The sequence below is a fragment of the Terriglobia bacterium genome (assembly GCA_020073085.1).
Lineage (GTDB): Bacteria > Acidobacteriota > Terriglobia > JAIQFV01 > JAIQFV01 > JAIQFV01.
In genome coordinates this window covers 85,658-109,074 of sequence record JAIQFV010000010.1, presented here as the reverse complement: position 1 = coordinate 109,074, position 23,417 = coordinate 85,658, and the positions used below count along the sequence as shown (strand labels likewise).

Here is a 23,417-nt window from a genome sequence, read left to right as displayed (position 1 = left end):
TCTGGTTGACTAATGCCTCGGAGTCGGCGCAATCGAATCGCCCGTCGCCGCGTCTTTGGGAAATACAATGTCCACTTTTCCACCCGGCTTGTTCTGCACAATAACAAAGGGGGTGTTGATCTGGCCATTCGCCTGGAACTTCAGCACCTGGCCCGGCAGCAGCGAATCGTTGAGCTGGACTTTCCTTAAGGCGTCCCGGATCGCAGTTTTGTTCAGGGTCCCGGCGTTCTCTATCGCCTTGGCCAGGGCGCGCATGGCGTCATAGGCAGTGGCCGGATACCAGGAGTCGGGTTCGTGGCCGGTGAAGGCCTTGTAATCCTCGTTAAACTTCTTGACCTGGGGATAGGGGAGGTTCCGGGACCACCAGATGCCCGCGAAGATATAATCGACTCCATCCCCCAACGCCTTGCGCGCGTCCGACTCCGGCCCGCGGGCGCCATAGCTGATCATCTGATGACGCATGCCGCTTTGCAGGTACTGTCGGTGCATCGTGATGTAATCCTGAAGATGGGCATCGGCTAGAAAGATGTCGGCGTTGGCACTCTTCACTTTCTGAAGCAGGCCGGAAAAATCGGGAGAGCCGAGATCAAAACTCTCACTGAAGACGACAACAAAGTATCCGGGGTGTTGTTGGATCCACTCCTTGATCCCGTTGCCATAATCGACCCCATGGTCGGTGTTTTCCAGCGCCAGGGCGAGCTTCAGCCCCTTGCTCAATTTTCCCTGGTCCACCAGGGTGCCCAGGTACTCGGCTGTGGTGGAGCCGAGAAGATTGGTCGGGCTGAGGGTGCCGAAGGCATACTGGTACCCATGGTTGAAGATGGTGCTCGCGGCGGCGCCGGTCGTAATCCACGGAACCTGGTACCGGTCCGGCATCACGGATTCAGCCTCTCCCAGCGCCGTGGAGTAGGCCCCCACCACGGCGACCACGTTGTCGGAACTCATGGCCCGTTCTGCAAAGGCCGCCGATTTCGCCTGATCGGAACTGTCGTCGTAGAACACCTCTTTGATCGGCAGCTTCTTATCAAGATCCTTCACCAGAATGCCGCCGTTCTGGTTGATCTGCTTGATCGCGAGTTCAATCCCTTCCCGCTGGTACTGTCCCGGCTTGCCTTCGCGGCCGGTGATCGGCAGGACGACTCCGACCACGATGGAGTCGCTGGAGCCGGTCTTGGTCCGACTGCAAGCTGTGAAGAAAGAAACGGTGAGCACTGCACAAACGACTATCGACAAACCTCGCCCCACTCGACGGGTTCTGAGCATTCAGACCTCCTGGTTGCTGTTTTGGGTCGAACCGTAGACTGAAAGAATGCGAATAAATATGACGAGCTGACTTAGGATGGCAATATATTAGGACGTTTTAACGCGTGGGGCAAGATGAAAAGAGATCAATCGGTAGAGAGGGCGTGGCGATGGGATGAGACTCTCCATGGCAGAAACAGATTGAGGTCTATGCCAAAAAATCAGGCCAGATCTCCGGGAGTCCGCGGGCTGCTCTGTCCCGTCCTGGACCCATGCAGCGCTACCTGGCATCCCGAAAGGTCTGGCCTTTGCCATCCAGGCTTGGGGAAATAATCCCGTGCCCCAAACCAAAAGGACATTCTATGCACCTATGGCTTTGGCTCTTCTGACGGCACTCTTCAGCCATTGTTCGCGTGGCGTTCGGCGGCGCTCGCGCCGGCTTCCGAGGCGCGGCCGCATTTCAAAGGTAAGGGGCATCCCCTCCGCCGTGATCTGATGCCAACCGGTCCCCTTGGTGACGTCATAGACGCCGATGTATCCTCCCGCTAGCAACTCAAACGGCGCTTTGATGTGGTTGCCGTAATCAAACTGCGTGCTCCCCTTCGCCCGGAAGGATTCAAACCAGGCCGGAAAGACGAAATCGGAGACCAACGTATTGTCAATTTTGTACCCCAATTCGTCGGCTTCACAGGCATCGCAAACTTCGTACGCAAACAGGGTCCCTGAATGGGCATTGGGCTGAGTAAAGACCGTCAGATTGACGTCCGGATCGATCAACATCTCCAGCAGTTCGTGACTGGTCGTGACCGTCCACTGGTACCCCGCTTGCAGGTCGCTTCCAGCGAAGACCTTACCCAGCGGCAGCCCTTCCGGGGTGAGATCGTGATAGCCCAGGGCGCCGGCTTGGTCGGAGTTGTCCAGGATGGTCAGCCACCAGGAGCCCGAAGGGGGCTGTGCATTTTGAGGCACGAAGGTGAGATCCGCATCAATCCCCCAGGCCGGAGCCAGATCCCGGTGCACCTGAGTTTGAAGCGCCGGGAGGGCGGAATTGATCTGGTTGTCTGTCAATACTGTGCTCGCGTTGATAACCGCAACTTTGATGTTAGCCATGTCTAACCTCCTTGGTTTTTGAGTGATGAAGAACCCTGGATCAACCTTCGCGAGGCCGGCGCAGAGCCCTTGACGGCGAGCCCTCTCCCCCTGTCTGCATCGTATCCTCCAGGCCAGACATGCAGATCACAAGGTCCCCCCCCGGGGTGGCAGTGAGGGGAGGGTTTTCTGTACTGTCCATCGGCATCGCGATGATTTGTGAAGGCGCAAGAGGAACCTCATCCCGATTGAGAGAGACCATGAGGGTAGATAGAGAGAAGCGAACCACTTCCACCATGGACGCTCTTCGTAGCTTCAATTGAAGACAAAGAACCCCTCAACAGGAGGGATCACCTAAAAGGGATGAGTCTTGACCAGGTTATTTTACTAATGAGAGAAATGAAGTCAATGGATCTCTAGTTTTGTGCATTTTTTCACGTCGCAAGATGGCTTCCAAAATAGCTACCGACGTTCGCTTCAGCGTGAGCACCTGCGAAAACTGATCGGGATGTTGGTTCGCGATGCGGCGGCCCCGGAAGACGCCCGCACCATGTCCCGCCAGAGCCTGGTCTCCCTGCGCGGGCAGTTACAGGCGGCCCTGGCGAAGAAAATGTCAGTGGAAACCCGTGCCCACTTGACGGAGTCCATCGCGCGCATTGATGAAGCGGTCAAAGCTAATATCCAGCGGACGGCGTTCTAGGACGGAAGCCCGAGTCACACCGCTGGAATCTCATCCGGCGGATCCGTTCGACCAGGCTTGACTGCGGGACCTGAGAGACGGACGCGCCTTGCGGTAGGGGCGCATAGCTATGCGCCCCTACGTTGAATGGTGCACGATCTGGAGCCATTTTCAATGACGTTGGTATTAATCAGGCGATTCCCAGAAGTTCATTGAAGAAACCGACAAAGTATTTCCATACAAGGTAATAAATGACCAGCAAACCCGGCAAGGTGATCGCCAGCATGGTCGGAAAAAAGTGTGGGATTGCGAAGTCCAGGCCCCGGGCGAAGGCCAGCCCGATCGGCACTGCCCACAAGGGAATAATCGCGCCGTGGATGCCCAGGGGAAGACGGCGATGCGAATGGAGCGAAAGATAGAGCATGTTCCAAAGACCCCAAAGATTGGGAACCAGGGCCATCGGGAAGACGATGATTCGTTCGATGGGGACGGGAATATCGTAGACGAATCGAGCCACGCAGAAAAAGCTAAAGATCACCAGCAGAAACACCGTCGGGACGACGATCCCCGCCATGTAAGCTCGAAGATAGGGATGAGTATTCATAACAACCTCCTCGGTCACAACTGATAAAGGACCACGGTAATCGCTCCCGGAAAGAGGAGAAGCCAGGCGATCACGAGGGCCGCCAGGACCCAGTCCAGCCGCGAGGCTCGGAGAGGGCGCTCGTCCAGTTTTTGGAGCATCTCTGGCCACAGATCCCGTTCCAGTTCCGCCCGCTCGAGGGGCGGAACTGCTTTTTGAAGAATTCTTCGAAGCCTTTCGTCGCTCTGTTCGCTCATGGCTCAACACCCAGACGTAAAAGTTCCTTTCTTAAGAGGCGGACGGCCCGGAATTGGCGCGACTTGACCGCCGCCACGGAAATTCCCAGCGCCCCTCCTATTTCTGAAAGGGGCAATTCCTCTACGAGTGCCAGCGTTGCCACCGCCCGAAGCTTGGCGGGGAGCCGGAAGAAGGCCCGATGAACGGCGTCACACACATCCTGTCGGGCGATGCCATCCGGTGTCGGCCTTTCCGGCAGTTGCTGCGGGAGGGGGACTTCCCGCCGGGCGGTCTTCAAATGGTCGAGCGCTGCATTCGTCGCGATCCGGCGGGCCCACGCCCCGAAGCTGCGTTTGGGATCGAAACGGCTGCGGGCCCGGTATATCCGCCAAAACGTCTCCAAGGTGACATCCTCCGCCGTGCGCGGGTCCCGGAGAATGCGGGCGATCCAACGGTAGACCTCGCCCTGGAACTGCCGAAACAACATCTCAAATGCATCCAGGTCCCCTCGGGTGAATCGCTCCAACAGTTCCATTGCCTCCCCCTGTTAATCCTTACTAGTGGGAACTTGCCTCGGTTTCATTTTTCTTGGAGGCGGGGTCGGGTGCGCGCCCGGTCATCACCTGAAAAGGGAATCGATAATTTTTTGAAGACTCCCGGAGACTTCACTTTTGAACATCGGTTGTGTATCGTTACTCTTTGAAGATTCCGAGCGATTTTTTGTGTCGAAAAGAAACGGGGCACTTGGCGGTAGTCAGGGGGAGGCATCCACGACAACAGTATCAGGATGGTATAAAGAATCCGAACAAGGAGGAATGCGATGGATTTGCGATATCCGATAGGACCTTTCACGATGGACGAGAGCATCACGGCGGAGAAACGGCAGCTCTATATCGATCAGATCTCGGAAGCCCCGGCAAAGCTTCGGGCGGCTGTGGACGGCATGTCTCCCGAGCAGTTGGAGACACCGTATCGAGAGGGGGGCTGGACGGTGCGGCAGGTGGTGCATCATTTGCCGGACAGTCATCTTAATAGCTACATCCGGTTCAAGCTGGCCATGACCGAAGAAAGGCCGACCATTAAACCTTATCACGAGGATCGGTGGGCCCAGTTGGCGGATGCACGCACCGCTCCCGTGGCCACTTCGCTCTCCCTGCTGGAGGCATTGCACAGCCGCTGGGTGCAGTTTTTGAGATCGCTCGCCCCGGGTGACTTCGCACGCACCTTTCAGCATCCGGAGCTGGGCGTGATGACCTTGGAGAAGAACCTGTGCCTCTATGCCTGGCACGGCCGCCATCACGTGGCACAAATCAACTCCCTGCGTGAACGAATGGGATGGCGTTAGAAAAGGGCAGCGCCGGAATTTTGACCGGCCATTCTCCGGGCTCTTCACGAGGACAGCGTTGCCCCGTTCGGGTCCGCGTGAAAGCTGCGATGAGGGAGTGGCTTCTCCGCCTCCCTTGTGTCTCTGCTTTCTCGCGGACCCGACGCAGGACGATCTCAGGGGTGATTCACGCCGTTGCCGCTTTGCCCTGAAAGAGGGGGACGAATTCCTCCAATACAAAAGTCTCGAACGAAGTCGGGGTTGTGTTCCGGGCCGACCGTTTTTCCAGCGCGACCATGTAACCCGAGTTCAAGGAAGCAGCCATCTCGAGCAGGAGATTTGTCACGTTGAGCGACATCCCCATCTGGGTCAAGGCGGGCCGAAGTTGTTCGTCGGGCAAATGATTATAGGAAAGATTGGGTCTCTTGATGGCCTTTCCGATAATCGCGGTGACCTCGTTCATGGTGAGATCCCGCTGTCCCAAAAGCTCGCGGGTCTGGTGAGATGTGAAGTCGAGCTTGAGGAGCGCCTCGGCCGCAAAGGCCCCGATGTCACGGGTTGCAATCATGGGGACCATCAGGTCAGGGCGCAGCGGTCCGGCGGTGATCCCCATCGATTGTATAATTCCAATCTGCGGAAGGGTATTCTCCATGAAGTAACCCGCCCGCAGGTGCAGGACATTCAGTCCGGCAATTCGATTCAGCTGATGTTCCAGGTAATGCAGGCCAACGACGGGGCCTGTTTTTTCCGCTTTGTCCGCCCCGATGCTGCTGAGCGACACCGCATGTTTCACCCCCGCCCTCTCCAGCGCAGCAGCCAGCGCACCTATGATCCGATCCTGTTGGGCACGGAAGTCCGGGCTGGCCATGTCGGGTGGAATCATCGCGTAAACCGCTCGCGCGTTCGTAAAGGCCGTGGTCAGCGCCCCCGCATCGGCAACGTCACAAACAAATGGCTCGGCACCCTGGGCGGTCAGCGCCCGCAGGCGTTCGGCATTCCGGCCAATCACCCGGACCTTTTGCCCTTTGGCAATCAGATTTTTTGCTACGGCCTTTCCGGTATTCCCGGTAGCTCCAATGATAACGTACATGGTAGTCTCCTTCCTTTTGTCTTTTGAAGAGTTCCAGGTCTTCCCTGGAATTTATTAAAAAAGGGCCTTGGCGTGCCCAGGCCATGTTCCAGGGACTTCGGAAGTGTTCCCCCGTCTGAAAGAAAATTTTTTCCAATCCTAGCCGGCTGCCCGAGCGTACTTTTGCGTCCTGGTGAAAGCCATTTGGAGGTACTCGTTTGCCAGGGTGATGGCGCTCCGGGTCGCTGGAGTGCCCACGAGGGCGTTGAGCATCACGAAATCGTGAATTGTGCCCAGTTGGCGAACCGCGGTGACGTGAACGTCGGCTTCAGTCAATTTATGCGCATACGCCTCGCCCTCATCGCGGAGCACATCGAATTCGCCGGTGACAATCAGCGCCGTGGGAAGCCATCGGAGATGGTTGACAGAAGCGCGCAACGGGGAAGCGGTTGCCTGCTTTCGAGCTCCTTCGTCAGGCAAGTAATGATCCCAAAACCATCTCATGGCCTCGCGGGTCAGAAAGTGACCTGTGGCAAACTGCTGGTAGGACGGGGTATCGAAACTGGCGTCCGTCACTGGATAGAAGAGGACCTGGAAGATGATATTGGGGCCACCCCGCTCTTTGGCGAGCAGAGTCACAGCGGCCGCCATGTTTCCGCCCACGCTATCGCCGGCCACAGCAATCCTTGACGTGTCGAGGTGGAGAGTTCTCCCGTTTTCAGCAATATACTTCGTTGCCGCGAACGCCTGCTCGATAGCGACGGGATACTTGGCTTCGGGGGAGCGAGTGTAGTCAACAAACACCACGGCCGCTCGGGCTCCAATCGCGATCTCACGGACCAGGCGGTCATGCGTGCCCACGTCCCCGAGCACCCACCCGCCCCCGTGAAAATACATCACCACGGGCAGAACCCCCGTGCTCCCCCTGGGACGGATAATTCGGATGGAAATTTGTCCCATGGGCTCAAAAGGGATGGTTCGGTCTTCGATATCCGCTGCGAGTTTTGTGACTGGAATGGCTTGCGCAGTCGCCAGAACTTTGCGGGCCTCTTCCACCGACAGTTCGTATAACTGCGGGCCACCCTTGGCATTGAGGGAGTCGAGAAAGAGGCGGGTCGTGGGTTCAATGGCATGGCTTAGGGGGTTCATGATGGATTCCTCTCTTATGATAAAGCTGCTTGTCTATGAATGTTGGAGGACAGGGTATGCAGGATGAAGAGGAACAGAACGGTCGTCCTCGGGTTGAGCCTTAAATTAGGAAATAAGTGTCGTCCCTGATCGAGCGGGACGGCGAATCCTCCCTTCTCACCAAAACGGACGGGTACATGAGGATCCTGCGAGATTGAGAACGAGGGTAAGACCGCAGCAATGACTTTGAGCCTCAAGCATAGTCCAGCGGCCCCAGCGATGTCAAAAGGAAAACAAGAATCACAAGCAGCCGCGTCCCCACCAAACGGCTGTTCTGGCTCGATCGTTTCATCCTGGGATTTACTCCAGGAAGAACAAGTTCAGAGAAGCAGGTTTCATTGATTAGGGCGGCAGACGGCCATGCGCGGCTCACCCTTCGATGTCCTCCTCAATGACCACCTCATCCGGGAGGGCATCGCTTTCGAGTGGTTCGGTAAGGCCGCTCCCTGTGGCGGCGTGACCGTGTCCCATTTTGGACAGACAGAAAATTATCAGGATGTATTCTTTGTCCAGGCGCAGAGCGCATGGAGGCAACACCACCAGGAAAAGGAGGAGGGAATGTTATGTGGTCCAAACGAATGCTCCCAGTTTTATCGATGACGGTTGCCATTCTGCTGGGGGTTCTCTGGTCCGTGAAACTCGGCCCCTTTGCCCAGGTTCGGATGGCCAAGGAGGCGGAACGTGTTGCTCAGGGTCCTATGAAGCTGGACGTTAAACCGCTTGCCAAGGCGTACCGGGTGGGGGACTCCGTGGTGCTGGAAGTTTCGCTCCGCGACGCCTATGACCGGTCCGTGGCCGCACCGTCGAAAACCCTCGTCGTCGTCGAAACCATCAGCCCGTCCGGCAAGAAGAAAACTGAAACAGTTTATTTTCAGGCGGGTGAAAGAGTTCAGCGTTACCAATTCTCCGCCACGGAAGAAGGCCTGATCCGGATCAGCGCACGCCATGCGGAGAATCAACTTCGCGAGGGGACCTATGTGGTGCTGGTGGGCCGCGCCGTCGCCCGGCCAAGGCCCGTGAGGCCCCGAGCCGTCCGGCCAAGCGCATTCCTCCACGGCGGCAACGAGGGGCTTGGGGCAGAGAGACGTCCGGCGGCGTTTCGCCTGGTCGAGGTGGGCTGGCCTCCTGCTCCGGACGCGCAGGAACCCAATATGGGTCCGCCGGCGGAGTTGGACCCCAATGCGCCAAGGCTCCTCCTCCAACTCTCCGGGGGCGGTCATGAATTTCTCGCGGATGGTCTTGACGCGGCGAGGATACTCGTCTTCTACATGAATCCGGATGGAAGCCCGGCAACCAGGAAAATCCGGGTGTGGATGACGTGGAGCAATGGGGAGCTGGAGCCGCAGCCGCTCGAAATCAAGGAAGGAGAGAATTTCGCCGAGGCCACCCTACGTTCTCATTGGCCTGTGGAGTCCCACGTCGCGCTCGTTTCTTCATCTCCGGCATATCAGGTCGAGGGACCCAGCCAATATACCGTGAAGTTCGGGCCGCCGATCTACGGCATCAAAGTGCACGGACCCGAGCAGCTTTCGCTGGTGGACAAAGGATTGGTTATGGTCGAGCTTTTTGATCCGAGCGACAACGCCATCCAGACCTCGGTCGCCCGCACCGTCACCTTCACTCCTCTCCGACCGACAGTGTGGCTGCGACCCTTGCAGGTCGATATCCCGCCCGGCGGCTTCTCTGCCCGGGCGGTAGTCATTCCGACATCACTCGGCCCGACCGAACTGAGTGTCTCGACTCCAGGGTATAAATCAGTAGTGATCAAGATGGAAGTCACTGGCCTAACGGTGATCCTGTTGTGCGTGGGCGGGGGTATCGTCGGCGGAATTTGTGCGTTCAAGGCATTCCAAGGGTCGCTGCCGTGGCGCCTCTTCCTGGGTGTCGTGGGGGGCGCCGTGCTGGCGTGGCTGTATGTTTTCGTCGGCCTTCCCCGGACCGAGTCCCGGATCGCGCATAACCTGGTGAGTGTGTTGTTTATGTCACTTCTTGGAGGTTACCTGGGGCTTCAGGCGCTCGACTTCGTCGCGAAAAAGCTCGGGTTCATTGGCGGAGAAGGGAAGGCTTAGAGAAAGCGTTGCAATAGCCCCTTGCTGGTCCCACGAGTGCGGGGATTCGGTCATCGTCTTCGACGCGGGCCTGGAGGCGGGAAATTCATAAACTTGTCATGACCTGCCCGCTCATGCGGCTTACACGCACGCAACGGCTGCAGTTCCAAAACAGAGGAGGCATTATGCCAAAACGAAGCACATCGATGAAACGTATCCTTAATTGCATTCCATCCAAGCAAACTGAACGAGATTGGCGCATCGACCATGCCAGCGCGGCGGGTGTGTTGCGGGCGGCAGTGACGCTGCCTCCGTCCAAAGACCTTCGTGCGCCCTGGTGGAAGATCAACGATCAACGTGCCACCGGTTCTTGTGTTGGCTGGGCTTCTGCCGATGGCGTGATTCGCTGGCATTTGGTGAAGGCGAACCGTCTCGCTCCCGACAAACTCCTCTCGCCGAGATTCCTCTGGATGGCCTCGAAAGAAACCGACCAGTACACTACAGAACCTACAACGTTTATCGAAGACGAAGGGACCTGGCTGAAGGCCGCGCTGGACATCGCGCGAAAGTTCGGGACGGTACTCGATTCGGTTCTCCCGTTCGCCTCCGGCAAACTGTATCCTGGGGGAGCCCAGACCTTTTATGCGCTCGCCGCTCAGCGGAAAATTGCCAGTTACTTCAACCTGGGGTCCAACGCGGCGGACTGGCGGATGTGGCTGGCCAGCCACGGGCCGATCCTGACCCGGCTGGAGGTTGATGCGACCTGGGACAACGCCACTTCCGCCAGCGGAAAGATGGATGTCTATCAGCCCAACACCACCCGTGGAGGTCATGCCGTCGCGCTCGTGGGATACACCCCCGATCGGTTCATCGTTCGCAGCAGCTGGGGCACGGCCTGGGGCGACAAAGGGTTTGGCTACGCGTCCGTGGCATACGCTACGGCGGCGTTTACCGAAGCATATGGGGTGAGCGTCTGACGCGGGTTTGGTAAGAACAAAGTCGGGCGGCTGGCCCGTCCGGGTCAGTCCGCCTATCAGCGCAACCGTCCATATCTTGTTCTTCGATGGGTGTGACACAAGTGTCTGAACCAGGAAGCACACTCTAACAATCTTGATTGGAGACCAGTCATGACGTTTAAATTTATCAAACCATTTACCGCTAAATTCAAGGCCAAGACGGGGAATTCGAGCCGAACCTTGCTGTGGGGAGAGGCGGTGGAAGTGCTGGACCAAAGTGGAGATCCGATCCAGGTCAAGGTCTGGGGTGAAGAGGGTTCTATTGCGGCCGCAGACCTTACCGACCGCAGCCTGCTTGAAGTCTATGTAATTGATGTCGGACAAGGTGATGGCATTCTGATCAAAACCCCCGAGGGCAAATGGCACTTGGTGGACGCGGGGGCGGCCCACTTGAATCAAATGACCTATAAAGGGACTGCAAATTTCCTTCGATGGAAATTCCTGACAGCCCTGGGATTGTCGAAAGTGTCCCTGGCCAATGTCATCGTGACGCATCCTGATGCTGATCACTTCGGTGGCATGATTGATGTCTTCAGCGGAAAGTTGATCGGCAAGGATCCTTTTGTGGTGGAGGTAGAGAATTTTTACCATTGCGGCATGGGGCGATTTAAGGAGAAACCGGAGTTGGGTGAGAGGGTATCCGGTGAAGTGGCTCCCTTCCCCAAAGGCAATCACGGGATTAAACCTGCCGGGAGCTTCATCACAGAACTTCTGGAGGACAAGAATTCTTTCAGCAATCCGCCGCGACAACTAGCAAAAGAATTCGCCGAATATGCCGGCTGGGTGTCGAAAGTTCCCGGAACGGTCCGCCGCCTGTCCGGCCTGGATGGTTATTTGCCAGGTTATACCCCCGCCGACAGAAACGAGGTAAACATCCGAATTCTGGGTCCTGTCCTGGAGCAAATCATCGGGGGCAAACCCGGCCTGCGCTGGTTGGGAGACGAATCAGTGACTAGGAATGGTCACTCCATTGTCCTCCGGCTTGATTTCGGCCAGGCCCGCATCCTGCTGACCGGCGATTTGAACGAAGTCTCACAGAGGCTGCTGTTGAGCTATTATCCAGAAGAAGAATTCACCGTGGATGTCGCCAAGGGGTGCCATCATGGCTCGGAGGAGGTGGACTGGGATTTTGTGAAAGCCATGAAAGCCCGCGCCACAGTGATATCGTCCGGCGATAACGAGACCTTTTCCCATCCCCGTCCGGTGATCCTGGGTGCCTCCGCACATTATGGCCGGGAGTCCAAGGGGGCGGATGGAAAACTATTGCCGCCTCTGGTTTATTCGACGGAACTGGCGCGATCGGTGAATTTGGCATTTGCCAAATCCGTGGAAGTGAACCTGGATGCATCGCCGGGTGGAACTCCCCCCTCCCCGCAGAAGGTCAAACCAGAAGATACCATCCTGAAGCTGAGTGAAAAGGAATCGAAGGAGCGCGACCTGAAAAATACCCCGGTGGCCGCCGGCTTGGTGTATGGCCTCGTCAATATCCGGACCGACGGCCAGCACATCCTGTGCGCTACATTGAAAGAATCGGGGAATGATTTTGATGTCAAGGTCTTCAAGGCCGGGGTGAGCCCATGAACGATGCGGAATGATTTCGATAATCCCTGGAAGAAGGAGATCACTTCGCGGCATCCGCTCCCGTGACGTCGGATCCACAGCGCAGCCCCTCACCCCATTGCCTGCATTGTGGGAGGGGTGGCGTGTGGTCAGCCAGGCGGCGAATTCACACCGTTGAGTACGGCACGGGGGTCTAAATTTTCAATGAACGGCACGTCCGCTCCACAATGTCAGCGATGGCCTGATCCGTGACGACGCGTTTTCTAAAACGTTGGAGGGCCTCACTCACGGCTCCATAATCCGCGCCTCCTGCCTCACGTCCGAGCTCTTTCAAACTCATGTCGATCTTTGTCGTCCCGGAAAATCGGGTCACGTTCGTTCCCTCTCGCCGTGATGTGATACCAACACCCCCCCCCACTCGATCCGTAACGGAAACATGTTGGGGGTCGGAGTACGAGCCGCCGTTCTTCCAGGATTGACGGCACCACACCGATGCGCTATGCTTGGAGTTGCTAAATAAAGTATTAATTTAGCAAGAAGGAGTCGGCTGATGAAACTGACACGCGACATTCAGAGCTTGAGCACCTTCAAGCGAGATACGGCCAAGCTCATGCGCCAGATGAAAAAGACTAAAGAGCCGATGGTGCTGACGGTCAACGGGAGAGCCGCGCTGGTGGTGCAAGACACCGAGAGCTACCAGCGGCTTCTGGAAGCCAAAGAGCGCATGGAAGCCCTGGAAGGCATCCGGCGCGGCCTGGAAAGCCTGACGACCAAGCGCGGCACTCCAGCCCGTAAGTTCTTTGCGGAGTTCTTTGCCCGGAACAACCTTATCGAGGACCGATGAGAAGATACCGCGTCATCATTGAAGAGCCGGCACAAGCCGATGTCGAGGACTCCTATGCCTGGGGGCTCCGGGTGTGGGGGAAGAGGCAAGCTCAGCCGTGGGCTCGTGCTTTACGCGACGCGACTCTGAAGCAACTCGCCACGGTTCCCACGAGCTTCCCACTGGCCCCGGAAAGCGAGGAGTTTCGCGAAGAAATCCGGCAAATGGTCGTTGGCCCGTATCGCGTGCTGTTTATCATCCAGGGGAAAACAGTTCATGTGCTTCATGTCAGGGGCGCATACATCGACAGCCTGGAGTCGGCGGAGGGTGATGGTTGACCCTCTCTTCGGTCTCCCCATCCGAAATGAGAATCTGACCCTCTAGACTAGCGCGCCCTGCTTCCGTCACACCATCCGTATACAGCGCCAAGAGATCGCCCGGGGTGGGTTCCACCTCTTGAACCGAGCCTTCCCACGCTTCAAAGAGTCCCAGTTTGTTCCAAAATGGAAATGCCATTCACTGCAGTCCGTGTGCGGCAGCGAATTTCTTCGAGCAGGCAGCTGCGGACTGGCGCACTTCCTGAAATTCCGGGGTCTTCCGCACGTTCTCGAGAAGCGGGTCCGTCTCCAACCCCGGATAACTACAGTAATTCTTTTCCACGGCGCGACGGAGTTGCCGCAGTGCCGCCCCGGGCTGTTGACAGAAGGATTGGACTCTGGCGTCCACGTACGCCTGCTCGGGATCGGCCAGATTTACGTTGATCTGCTCGGATCGCTCCGACAACCTCCTGATTTGCTCGGGGCTATCGTGGTGCAGATAGGCCAGAATCAGTCCGGCTTGCACATAATTGTTCCGCAGTCCGGTGAGAATCGGCATCGCTTCCTGGATCTTTCGCTCTGCGAGCAGAACAAAAACCGTTTGCCACGAGGAGAAGTTTGACCCCGCATCCAAACGCGCACATTCTCTTGCACGATCGTCTCTCCGTAACAGTTCGAACGTAATCGCGCAGGAACGAAACTGGGCGTTGGCAGGATCAAGTCGCATCGCGGTGTCGCACTCCCGCCCGGCTTCCTCGAGGCGGCCTGCATACCGAAGCACATAGCTGAGGCCGAAGTGCGCCTCGCCGCTCTCCGGGCGTTTCTCGACCAATTGTTCCGCCAGGTTGTAGGCGTCGTCCAGTTCGCCCGCTTCGGTGCGAAGCGCGATCATCAGCCTCGCCGCAGCCAGCAAGTTGGGGTCAAGGCTCAGCGCCCGCTCGGTGGCAACCTGGGCGCGACGTCGCGCAGGCGGGCCACCATCAGAGTATTGGGAATCGTAGAGGTACCGCTGTCCGGCTTCAGCCCATGCCGGCGCGTACGCGGTGTCCAGTCCGATCGACCGCTCCAGCATGGCGATCCCCTGTTTGTTGTCGTTGCCGTCGTGCGGAATGGCAATGCTTCTGAGGTAGAGCTCGTATGCCTCCTCGTTCCGGGGGTGGGTGGCGGGCGGGGTCGAGAGGGCGGAGCGGGCGAGCGCGAGAACGAGCCCCTGTCGAACGCGCGTGACCATCTGGTCCTCCAGATTGACGTGATCATCGCTTTGGAAGGTCAACGTGTCATGCCACAGCAAGCGATTGCTGCCGGCATCGATGGCTTCCAAGGTGACGCGAATTCGAGGGCCCTCTCTGGCGAAATGGCCGGTAACGATCTTAGCGACACGCAGTTCCCGACCAGCGCGTTGTGGTTCGATCGGTCCAGTCGCATACATCTGCGTTGCGGTAAACGGTCTGATGATGAGATCGGGCGCATAGCTGAGGAGGGTGGCGACTTCGTCAGGCAAGGCGAGCCGCAGATAATCGGACTCCTTGTCGGATCCTAGGTTTTGGAATGGCAGGACGGCTACGCTGGTTTGTACGGCGGCAGGGACTGCCTTCCGCCCCGGCAGAGACCACCACGTCAGAGCTGCCAGCAGCACCAGGAAGCCGGCAGCGGCGTAGAATTTCCAGCGGGATGAACGCCGCCGCGGACGGACAGCCGCTTCAGGGGTGACGTGCGGCGATAGCACCCGGCCGAGATCCACGCGCAACTGCCTGGCTGACTCATACCGGTCCTCGGGATCCTTTTCCAGACACTTGAAGATGATCTCCTCCAACCTCGTCGAAAGGTCGGTTCTGAACCGGCCGGGCGGGGGTGGGGGCGCGTGGAGGATCTGGTCCACCAGCGTAGCGGAGACATCTGACTGGAAAGGCCGCCTGCCTGTCGCAATCTCGTACAAAACCATCCCAGCCCCGTAAATGTCAGTGCGGGCGTCCACGTCCTCGCCCCGCAACTGTTCCGGCGCCATATAGGGCAGCGTGCCGGCTACGCCATGGGTTACGGCCGTGCTCTCGGTGGTCGTGTCCGCGATCACCCGCGTCATCCTTGCCAGCCCGAAATCGAGTATTTTCAGCCTGCCCTCAGTCGTGAGCCGAATGTTGTCGGGCTTCAGATCGCAGTGAGTCACTCCTACGGCGTGGGCAGCCGCCAGCGCCTCGGCCATTTGCACACCCAGCTCTGCGATCTCTTTTTCCGGCAGTGTTCCGGATAGCTTCTCGCTGAGTGTCTCCCCGGCGATGTACTCCATCACCAGAAAGTCGGTAGTTCCCTCGCTGTCGAAGTCATGAATTGTCGCGATATTAGGATGGTCGAGCTTGGAGAGTGAGAGGGCTTCCTTGCGAAAGCGTTTGCGGGCGACTTGGTCAGGCAGAGTGCCCGGTGGAAGAATTTTGATGGCCACCTCGCGGTCAAGGTGTTCATCGTGAGCGCGATAGACTTCCCCCCCGCCCCCCGCGCCGATTTTCTCGACTATGCGGTAGTGACCCAGCTTCAGGCCTGCCAAAGAGCACTGAGCCGGGGCTCGGTCGGGCATGCGGACAAACTCCTTTCCTTTCACGCTCTGCTGGGCATCGTACGACCGGCCGCATTGCAAGTCAATGGGGCTGATTGTTCTGATAAGGATCAAGCGGAGACAGACACCGGCATTTATGAGGGCATCGGATTGATAGCGAAAAAGGTGTCAGTCCCCTTCATCGCGAGTCGTCTAAACCCGGCGGCTTCAAGATTTTTAACACAATTATCACGTTCCTTTAATGTTGCCTTAACGTGGGTTTCCGAAGATACAGACCTCTTGAAACAGATTTAGGGCACCTGGAAGATTTTCGACCATTGAATTTCGAATTCCAAGTCGAGAAACAGGGGCCGCAGTTGACAGAACCCGCTACGGAATTGGCAGACACTTGTGTATATCGGTTCCTCCGGCGACGAATTTCCCGGGTTCCCTTCCAACGAACCTGACGACGCAACAGGTTTAAGCGAGCACGACAGTTGAGCGGTAAATTCCCAATAATACAGGAGCAAAAAATGGAGATCACTGGAAAACCAGGTAGGCGGATAGCTTTGGGGGTAATCCTCTTATTCAGTTTGGTATCCCTCGCCTTTTCACAGGCGCAGGCGACAGCGCAGGCAAACGATTCGAGGCAAAGCAACGATGTTTCTCAATTGAAGAAACAAATTGCTGACCAGCAGAAGCAAATTGAAGAACTTCGCAAACTGATGAATGAGATGGTCCAGCGACAGAATCAGACGGTCCAGGGGTCCCCATCGCCCAGTCTCGGGCAGGTGGCGAGCGTTACTCCTGTGCTCCCATCCGCTCCAAATTCCGCGGCCGGAGTTCTTCCATCCATAGGGGCCATGACTCCCGCGATTGGGACGGCAAGCCCGCAAGCCGGGGCAGAAAAGGCCGACGCGCCGACGGCCATCCACTTCAAGGGGATCACGCTGACACCGGGCGGCTTCATGGTGGCTGAAACAGTGTGGCGAAGCAAGGCCCTGAGTGCCGACATTAACACTCCCTTGAATGCCGTCCCGTTTCAGGGGAGCCCGACGAATCAGATTTCTGAGTTCAATGCTTCGGGGCGGCAGTCCCGCATCAGCATGCTGGCGGAAGGCAAACTGGCAAACGTGAAGATCGGCGGGTACTATGAAGCCGACTTCCTGTCCGCTGGCGTCACCTCGAACAACAACCAGAGCAACAGCTACACCTTCCGCCAGCGCCAATTCTGGGGGCAGGCCAATTTTAACAGCGGCTGGACGGTCACTGGCGGGCAGATGTGGAGCCTGGTGACGGAGACCAGGAAAGGCCTCGACAACCGAACGGAGGCGGCGCCGCTGACCATCGACGCCCAATATACGGTTGGCTTCAGTTGGGCGCGACAGTACGGATTCCGTGTGACAAAGAACCTTGGTGACAAAGTATGGCTAGGATTCTCGGTCGAGAGTCCGGCGACCACCCTCACCGTCCACGGCAACAATAACAACTTCCTTCTCGGCGCCCCCGGCACTGGTGGCGGTCTTTTTAATCCCATTGCCAACTACGCCTTTAGCGCGGCCCCGGATTTCATTGCGAAAGCCGCCTTCGAGCCGGGCTGGGGACACTTTGAGGTGTTCGGGGTTCTCCGCAACTTCCGGGATCGCGTGTATCCGAACTTTGCGTCCGCCACGAATCCCACGGCGGGAGCGTTTAACGACAACCGCCTGGGCGGAGGCGTTGGCATCAACGCTCGAGTGCCGCTTGCCAACAAGAAAGTGGAAGTCGGTCTTCACTTCCTGGCTGGGGACGGGATTGGCCGCTATGGTACGAGTGGACTGCCGGATGTAACCGTGCGTCCCGACGGGACTCTTGCTCCGATCCGCAACTTCCAGTCGCTGGGCGCCCTCGAGTTGCATCCCACGCCCAAATTGGACATCTACATGTACGCCGGGGGAGAATATGCCGCCCGCACCGCCTACACTGCCGCCGGTAAAGCGGTGGGATACGGTTCGCCGCTGTTTAACAACTTCGCTTGCCTTGTCGAGCCTCTGCCGGGAGCGGCGGTATCGACTCCGACTGGTGTTGGCGGCTCGACGGGCTTTGTTCCCGGTTCGCTTGGCGGCAACTGCACCGGTGATACGAAGAACCTCATCGAAGGAACCATCGGGTTCTGGTATCGCTTCTACAAGGGCCCGAAAGGTACGATCCAGTGGGGACCCCAGTACTCCTATATCTCACGCAACACCTGGTCCGGCGTAGGAACTGGCACGGTGACCGGTGTGCCGGTTATATCGAATGGGTCACCCCATGGCATCGAAAACATGGTCTTCACTTCCTTCCGTTACTACATCCCATAGCTGCTCCGCGGCAGGAGGGGAGTTCACTCTTTTTCATGCTGAGCCCGCCCGTGGCGGGTTCTTTTTCCCCCGAAATTGATAGAGATGGGGACCGTACCGATTGATGCTAAGTGGATCGGTGCGGTCCCCGCTTGTTCAATCCTTCTCTCGTTGTTCCTCGACCCTCATCAAAGCGGCATCGGACGGTCGGACTCGCCTGCCTGACATCCGGAAAAAACCAGGGAGATCTTCGCGTCGATGGTCACCATCCGCGCGCGCATTACCGGAGAAACCTGGCCGGAGGCTTCGGTGGAGAGAAGAGCCACTTCACTTTTGGCTGATGATTGTGTATCGTTACAGTTTGAGATCTCATCCAGTGGCTGTCAATTCGGAGGGGAATGCCTTCACCCTTCCCAAGGTTACAGGTAGGTCCCGGTCTGCATGAGCTTGGTTTTTGGGATCTTATCAGTGGTTCTTGCGCCTTTACCGGAAAGAATTTCTTACGAGTTGCTTTCAGCCGTTTATTTATGCCGGTCTCACGTCTGTTTGAAAACCTGGGAACCGCGGTGCAGGGTCAAGACACCAAAGGGAGCTGGTACACTTTGGAATGCGCCATCCCCCAACTCCGTTAGGAGTGGCCTCTTTGTAGCTGTCGGTCCTACCCCGTCGCTGGGTAGTTGAACCCCGTAGGGGTGGCATCTGGGTGTGCTATTGTTCGGGCCGTGGGCCGCACGGGATTGTTCCGGCGATTTGATTTTGGCAACTCAGATGTCACCCCTACGGGGTTGATTTAGGAAAAGCAAACAAGGCCTCGGGCTACAAAGATGCCACTCCTAACGGAGTTGGGGAATCCTCAGCCGTCAGGGAGCAGCCCGTCCGGAGGACAAGGCAATGGCGCGCTGTGAGGTCAAGAGTTGGGGACAATAGTCTCCCCTCCGAGGTGGAATATGCCATTGATGCGACGTCTTTCTCTGCTCCTCAGCGCCTCATTGATGTTGCTGGCCTGGTTGTCGGTGGCGTTCGCGCAACCGTTCAATCCGAATCTCTACTCCGAAATGCGCTGGCGGATGATTGGTCCGTTCCGCGGCGGCAGGACAGTCGCGGTGAGCGGAGTTCCGGATCAACCGAATGTCTTCTATATGGCGCCCAATAACGGCGGGGTCTGGAAGAGCACCGACTATGGTCACGTGTGGAAGCCGATTTTCGATGATCAGGCGACCGGGTCGATCGGTGCCCTCGCAGTGGCGCCGTCTGATTCCAAGATCATTTACGTCGGGAGTGGTGAAGGCCTCCAGCGCCCGGATCTTTCAGTGGGGGATGGCATCTACAAATCGACCGATGGGGGAAACACCTGGCAACACCTGGGACTGCGCGAGGGCCAGCAGATCGCCGCTATCCTTGTCGACCCGCGCGACTCGAAACGACTGTTTGTGGCAGTCTTGGGACATCCCTACGGGCCGAACGAGGAACGGGGCGTTTACCGTTCAACCGACGGAGGGGAGAGTTTTCAGCAGGTCCTCTACAAGGATGAGAATTCCGGCGCGGTGGATTTGGCATTCGATCCTTCGAACCCGGAGACGGTCTATGCCGTGTTGTGGGCGGGACGGCAGGGACCCTGGGAATACAACAATGCCTACCACGGTCCGAACAGCGGCCTGTTCAAATCGACCGACGGCGGCGCGACCTGGCGGGCTTTGACGAAGGATCTACCCACCTATGCCGAGGGGCTCGGCCGCATCGGCATCGGAATTGCGCCCAGCGATCCGAACCGGATCTACGCGCTTGTTGAAGCTAGTCCGAGAGTCGGCGGCCTGTACCGTTCGGAGGATGCGGGCGAGAGCTGGCAGCGCGTCCACAATGAGTCGCGTGTCTGGGGACGGGGAGACGATTTTGCCGAAGTGAAAGTCGACCCGAAGAATAAGGACATCGTCTATTGCGCCAACACCTCCACCTATCGGTCCATTGACGGCGGAAAGACCTTTCTCGCCTTCAAGGGCGCGCCCGGGGGCGACGACTATCATCGCATCTGGATTAATCCGGAAAATCCACAGGTCATTTTTCTGGGGGCGGACCAGGGCGCCACGCTCAGTGTTAATGGCGGCGAGACCTGGAGCTCCTGGTACAACCAGCCCACCGCGCAGATGTTTCATGTGACCGCCGACAATCGCTTCCCTTACTGGCTGTACGGAGGACAACAGGAAAGCGGTTCCGCCGGGGTCGCAAGCCGCAGCGATTACGGGGAAATCAGCTTTCGGGATTGGCATCCGGTGGGCGTGGAGGAGTACGGCTACGCCGCCCCAGACCCGTTGCATCCCGGTGTGATTTACGGCGGCAAGGTGACCCGCTACGACGAAAAGACCGGCCAGGTTCAGAATGTCGGCCCGGTCGCCCTCCGTAACGGGAAATATCGATTTGACCGCACCGCGCCCATCCTCTTCTCACCCGTCGATCCCCACGTTTTGTATTTTGCTGCCAACGTGCTTTTCAAGACCATAAATGGCGGGCACTCGTGGGAAATCATCAGTCCGGATTTGACGCGGAAGGCCCCGGGGATTCCTCCGAGTATTGGAATCTACGAAAAGGAGGCAGCCCGGGCCGAACACCGTGGGGTGATCTATTCCATCGGACCTTCACCCAGGGACGTGAACCTCATTTGGATAGGCACCGACGATGGATTGATTCAACTGACCCGCGACAGCGGCAAGACCTGGAAGGACGTGACACCGGCGGACCTGAAACCGTGGAGCAAGGTGACCCAAATCGATGCGGGACACTTCAATCCTCTGACTGCATATGCCTCCGTGTCCCGCTTTCGTCTGGATGACATGCATCCCTACATCTATCGTACCCATGACGGCGGGAAGACCTGGCAGAAGATCACCAATGGTCTTCCGGATGATCCGGTCGACGTGGTTCGAGAGGATCCCGAGCGGAAAGGACTTCTATTTGCAGGAACCGAGCGTCAAGTCTATGTTTCGTTTGACGACGGCGATCACTGGCAGTCGCTGCGCCTGAATATGCCGGCGACTTCCATTCGCGATCTTGTGATCCATAATGATGATGTGGCGGTGGCAACCCATGGACGTTCGTTCTGGATTCTGGACGACATCACGCCTCTACGACAAATTAACATGCAGATCGCGGACTCCCCAGCTTACCTGTTCAAACCGCGGACCGCCTACCGTGTTCGCTGGAACCAGAACACGGACACGCCTCTTCCACCGGAAGAGCCGGCGGGGCAGAATCCGCCGGACGGGGCGATCCTGAATTATTATTTGAATTCAAAGGCCGCAGAGCCGGTGACCATCGAAATTCTGGATCACGCCGGGAAGAGGGTTCGACGCTTCTCAAGTGTCGACAAACCTGAAGTGACCAAAGAGGAACTCGATAAGGAATTGCACGTGCCCACCCACTGGGTCCGCATGCCCGAAATACATTCGGCTGAGGCCGGCATGCACCGGTTTGTTTGGGATTTGCATTATCCTCCGGTCAGTTCACTGCGCCACGAGTATCCAATCTCCGCAATAGACAAGAACACCCCGCGCGAACCGCGGGGCCCGCTGGCCTTGCCCGGGACGTATACGGTCAGATTAACCGCGGGAGGAAAGACATACACCCAGCCACTCACCCTCAAGATGGACCCGCGCATTTCGACCCCGGCGGCGGGACTGGAGCAGCAGTTCAAGTTGGCGGCCCAGATCGCCGAAGCCATGGAGCAAGATTATAAAGCCCTCCAGGAAGTGAAAAAGATAAGGGCCCAGCTGAAGGAGTTGCGAGAACACCCTGGCACGGAGAAATTGGCCGATGCGATTGCAGCCCTGGACAAGAGAGCCGCGGCCCTCGAAGGAGGTTCGAGAGAGTTCGACGGCCCAGGGACGGGAGGGGAGGGAGAAGATAACCTGACTCGTCTGAATGGGGAGCTGGGAACCATGTTTGAGATTATCGACGGCGCGGATGCCACCCCGACGACGCAGGCCGTGGCCTCCGTTGCTGATCTGCAAAAGACGCTGACTACATTGCTGGCCCGGTGGAAGGAATTGCAGACAAAAGACGTGACCCTGCTGCACGAGCAGTTGAAGAAGGCGAATTTGCCAGGCCCCATGCCGGAATAGGACCATTCATTGCCCCCGTGATTCATCTGGGTGGAAGACGGAAAAGAATTCAACTCGTGCTGCAGCACTCCTCCTGCTTCTCATTTCGTATTTGTCGCAAGGTTCGCGGCTGTGCTCAAGCCCTTGGCGTTTCTCTCTTTATTTGCTGACTTTGCGCCCGAAGGCATAAAGACTCCGAAGGACCTGCCGTTCCGCCATCTCTGCTCCGGCCCCGGCCCTCCCCCCAATTCCCTAATATCTATTATCTATTCCCTATTCCCTATCACCGATCACCTATTCCCTATCACCTACTCCCCGTCACCCGAAACCTGACACCTCTTTTATTTGCTTGCAACTTCCGCTGAGAGTATACTTCTTGTCACTGTCTTCCATGGTGGGAGACATCCCCCCGAAAACCACATGGCTCTTCAAACATTCGAGGACTTTCCTGTCTCTCAGGGAGTATGGATGCGCTACGCTCGCGGCCGTTTTGCGTCCACTCTTCCCCGGATATCATGTGAGGACGGATCTCTTCGAAGTTTTGTGCGCCGTCGTGGTTGCAAAAAGGAGCGCATATGTCAAAGGACGTCCCGAACAAGCCGGAATTGGAGGATCCCGAAGTGCGTATCGAGAAGTTGAGACGGGAAGTCGAAGAACTCACCGGGGGAAAAATGATTTCCAACGTTTCAGAGGATTGTCCCACGGAAATCGAGGAGAGATTCTGGGAACAAGTGCTTGCCTATGAAAAAGCGAAATTCGAGGTGCCCTTTGATTTGCTGGTCAAGGGAGGCGTGTCGTTGCCGGCGCCGGGGGAATTGAACGCCACGCAAGTCACTTTGAAATTGTGGGAAGTCATCCGCGGACTGGCCTTGCTGGGGGCTTACCTGGAGTTCACGGATCACCTCAGCGACCGGGAACTCTACGCGAGGCTGTGGAGCGATCTGTTGCGTGAGGAAACCATGTTGCTGCCCAATGATCCCGACTTCGCCTGCCACATGGATCCGATCGGGAGTGGGAGCGAGGAGGAGAATTTCATCTATCTGAAATATTACGCCGATGAGGAATATCGCCTCCATTGGGCCCGGGAATGGCCCGGCGAGCCTATGCCAAAGCATGAGCCGCTTCCGTTTGACCGGGACCGGCACCTGCCGAAGCCGGCATTTGAGAACTGGTCGCCGACGGCCGAATGAGCAGGTTTGGCGCTGGGAGTTCAGGTTTCAAATGGATCTTGGCAACCAGATTCACGCTCCGTCTCTCTGAGGGGGCCGGCTCCCTTCCCGGGGCGGAGTGCGCTCTTTTCTGGATG

General features: G+C 57.6%; 20 protein-coding genes. 10 read left to right on the top strand and 10 right to left on the bottom strand.

Features of this window, described 5'->3' with window-relative positions:
* Positions 1-9: 9 nt before the first annotated feature.
* Both LAO21_12095 and LAO21_12090 read right to left on the bottom strand, forming a co-directional pair.
* Complete coding sequence (locus LAO21_12095; protein ID MBZ5553455.1) at positions 10-1,263, bottom strand: amino acid ABC transporter substrate-binding protein; 1,254 nt, start codon at positions 1,261-1,263, stop codon at positions 10-12.
* Positions 1,264-1,602: 339 nt separating this feature from the next.
* Positions 1,603-2,352: a hypothetical protein gene (locus LAO21_12090; protein MBZ5553454.1), complete on the bottom strand. Its 750-nt coding sequence runs from the start codon at positions 2,350-2,352 to the stop codon at positions 1,603-1,605.
* 487 nt (positions 2,353-2,839) lie between these two features.
* Between LAO21_12090 and LAO21_12085 the strand changes: the two genes are divergently transcribed.
* Positions 2,840-3,031, top strand: coding sequence for a hypothetical protein (locus tag LAO21_12085; protein ID MBZ5553453.1), 192 nt, complete (start codon positions 2,840-2,842; stop codon positions 3,029-3,031).
* Between the two features lie 169 nt (positions 3,032-3,200).
* Here the strand turns inward: LAO21_12085 and LAO21_12080 are convergent, their stop codons facing one another.
* From LAO21_12080 to LAO21_12070, 3 genes are read right to left on the bottom strand one after another with little or no spacing between them, the layout of a single operon-like run.
* Positions 3,201-3,614: a hypothetical protein gene (locus LAO21_12080; GenBank protein MBZ5553452.1), complete on the bottom strand. Its 414-nt coding sequence runs from the start codon at positions 3,612-3,614 to the stop codon at positions 3,201-3,203.
* A 14-nt stretch (positions 3,615-3,628) separates the two neighbouring features.
* The gene (locus LAO21_12075; protein ID MBZ5553451.1) at positions 3,629-3,850 is read right to left on the bottom strand and encodes a hypothetical protein; all 222 of its coding nucleotides are present in this window, start codon (positions 3,848-3,850) and stop codon (positions 3,629-3,631) included.
* Entirely contained in the window at positions 3,847-4,365 is a 519-nt protein-coding gene (locus tag LAO21_12070; protein ID MBZ5553450.1) for an RNA polymerase sigma factor, read from the bottom strand. Before LAO21_12070 ends, LAO21_12075 begins: the two co-directional genes overlap by 4 nt.
* A 285-nt stretch (positions 4,366-4,650) precedes the next feature.
* Between LAO21_12070 and bstA the strand changes: the two genes are divergently transcribed.
* Complete coding sequence (bstA, locus tag LAO21_12065; protein MBZ5553449.1) at positions 4,651-5,175, top strand: bacillithiol transferase BstA; 525 nt, start codon at positions 4,651-4,653, stop codon at positions 5,173-5,175.
* 166 nt (positions 5,176-5,341) lie between these two features.
* On the opposite strand, the gene LAO21_12060 is transcribed toward bstA, so the two are convergent.
* Complete coding sequence (locus LAO21_12060) at positions 5,342-6,244, bottom strand: NmrA family NAD(P)-binding protein (protein ID MBZ5553448.1); 903 nt, start codon at positions 6,242-6,244, stop codon at positions 5,342-5,344.
* 138 nt (positions 6,245-6,382) lie between these two features.
* The gene (locus LAO21_12055) at positions 6,383-7,372 is read right to left on the bottom strand and encodes an alpha/beta hydrolase (protein ID MBZ5553447.1); all 990 of its coding nucleotides are present in this window, start codon (positions 7,370-7,372) and stop codon (positions 6,383-6,385) included.
* Positions 7,373-7,974: 602 nt separating this feature from the next.
* Between LAO21_12055 and LAO21_12050 the strand changes: the two genes are divergently transcribed.
* The 3 genes from LAO21_12050 (at position 7,975) to LAO21_12040 (ending at position 12,056) form a co-directional block, all read left to right on the top strand.
* Positions 7,975-9,480 carry a hypothetical protein gene (locus LAO21_12050; protein MBZ5553446.1) on the top strand — a complete coding sequence of 502 codons (1,506 nt, stop codon included), beginning with the start codon at positions 7,975-7,977 and terminating at the stop codon, positions 9,478-9,480.
* A gap of 185 nt (positions 9,481-9,665) precedes the next feature.
* Positions 9,666-10,436: a C1 family peptidase gene (locus LAO21_12045; GenBank protein MBZ5553445.1), complete on the top strand. Its 771-nt coding sequence runs from the start codon at positions 9,666-9,668 to the stop codon at positions 10,434-10,436.
* Between the two features lie 150 nt (positions 10,437-10,586).
* A complete protein-coding gene (locus LAO21_12040) occupies positions 10,587-12,056 on the top strand; it encodes a hypothetical protein (protein MBZ5553444.1) in 1,470 nt (489 codons plus the stop codon).
* Positions 12,057-12,228: 172 nt separating this feature from the next.
* Here the strand turns inward: LAO21_12040 and LAO21_12035 are convergent, their stop codons facing one another.
* On the bottom strand, positions 12,229-12,408 hold the full coding sequence (locus LAO21_12035; GenBank protein ID MBZ5553443.1) for a hypothetical protein: 180 nt from the start codon (positions 12,406-12,408) through the stop codon (positions 12,229-12,231).
* 174 nt (positions 12,409-12,582) lie between these two features.
* Between LAO21_12035 and LAO21_12030 the strand changes: the two genes are divergently transcribed.
* Positions 12,583-12,879 (top strand): type II toxin-antitoxin system Phd/YefM family antitoxin, encoded by a 297-nt coding sequence (locus tag LAO21_12030; GenBank protein ID MBZ5553442.1) that lies wholly within the window; start codon positions 12,583-12,585, stop codon positions 12,877-12,879.
* On the top strand, positions 12,876-13,196 hold the full coding sequence (locus tag LAO21_12025) for a type II toxin-antitoxin system RelE/ParE family toxin (GenBank protein MBZ5553441.1): 321 nt from the start codon (positions 12,876-12,878) through the stop codon (positions 13,194-13,196). The genes LAO21_12030 and LAO21_12025 overlap by 4 nt, the downstream gene beginning before the upstream one ends.
* On the opposite strand, the gene LAO21_12020 is transcribed toward LAO21_12025, so the two are convergent.
* On the bottom strand, positions 13,147-13,374 hold the full coding sequence (locus LAO21_12020) for a serine/threonine-protein phosphatase (GenBank protein MBZ5553440.1): 228 nt from the start codon (positions 13,372-13,374) through the stop codon (positions 13,147-13,149). The genes LAO21_12025 and LAO21_12020 overlap by 50 nt on opposite strands.
* A complete protein-coding gene (locus LAO21_12015; protein MBZ5553439.1) occupies positions 13,375-15,744 on the bottom strand; it encodes a protein kinase in 2,370 nt (789 codons plus the stop codon).
* A gap of 491 nt (positions 15,745-16,235) precedes the next feature.
* Between LAO21_12015 and LAO21_12010 the strand changes: the two genes are divergently transcribed.
* The 3 genes from LAO21_12010 (at position 16,236) to LAO21_12000 (ending at position 23,301) form a co-directional block, all read left to right on the top strand.
* Positions 16,236-18,041, top strand: a complete 1,806-nt coding sequence (locus tag LAO21_12010) for a hypothetical protein (GenBank protein ID MBZ5553438.1) — start codon at positions 16,236-16,238, stop codon at positions 18,039-18,041.
* Positions 18,042-18,976: 935 nt separating this feature from the next.
* A complete protein-coding gene (locus tag LAO21_12005; protein ID MBZ5553437.1) occupies positions 18,977-22,132 on the top strand; it encodes a glycoside hydrolase in 3,156 nt (1,051 codons plus the stop codon).
* A 554-nt stretch (positions 22,133-22,686) separates the two neighbouring features.
* On the top strand, positions 22,687-23,301 hold the full coding sequence (locus tag LAO21_12000; GenBank protein MBZ5553436.1) for a hypothetical protein: 615 nt from the start codon (positions 22,687-22,689) through the stop codon (positions 23,299-23,301).
* Positions 23,302-23,417: the final 116 nt, after the last annotated feature.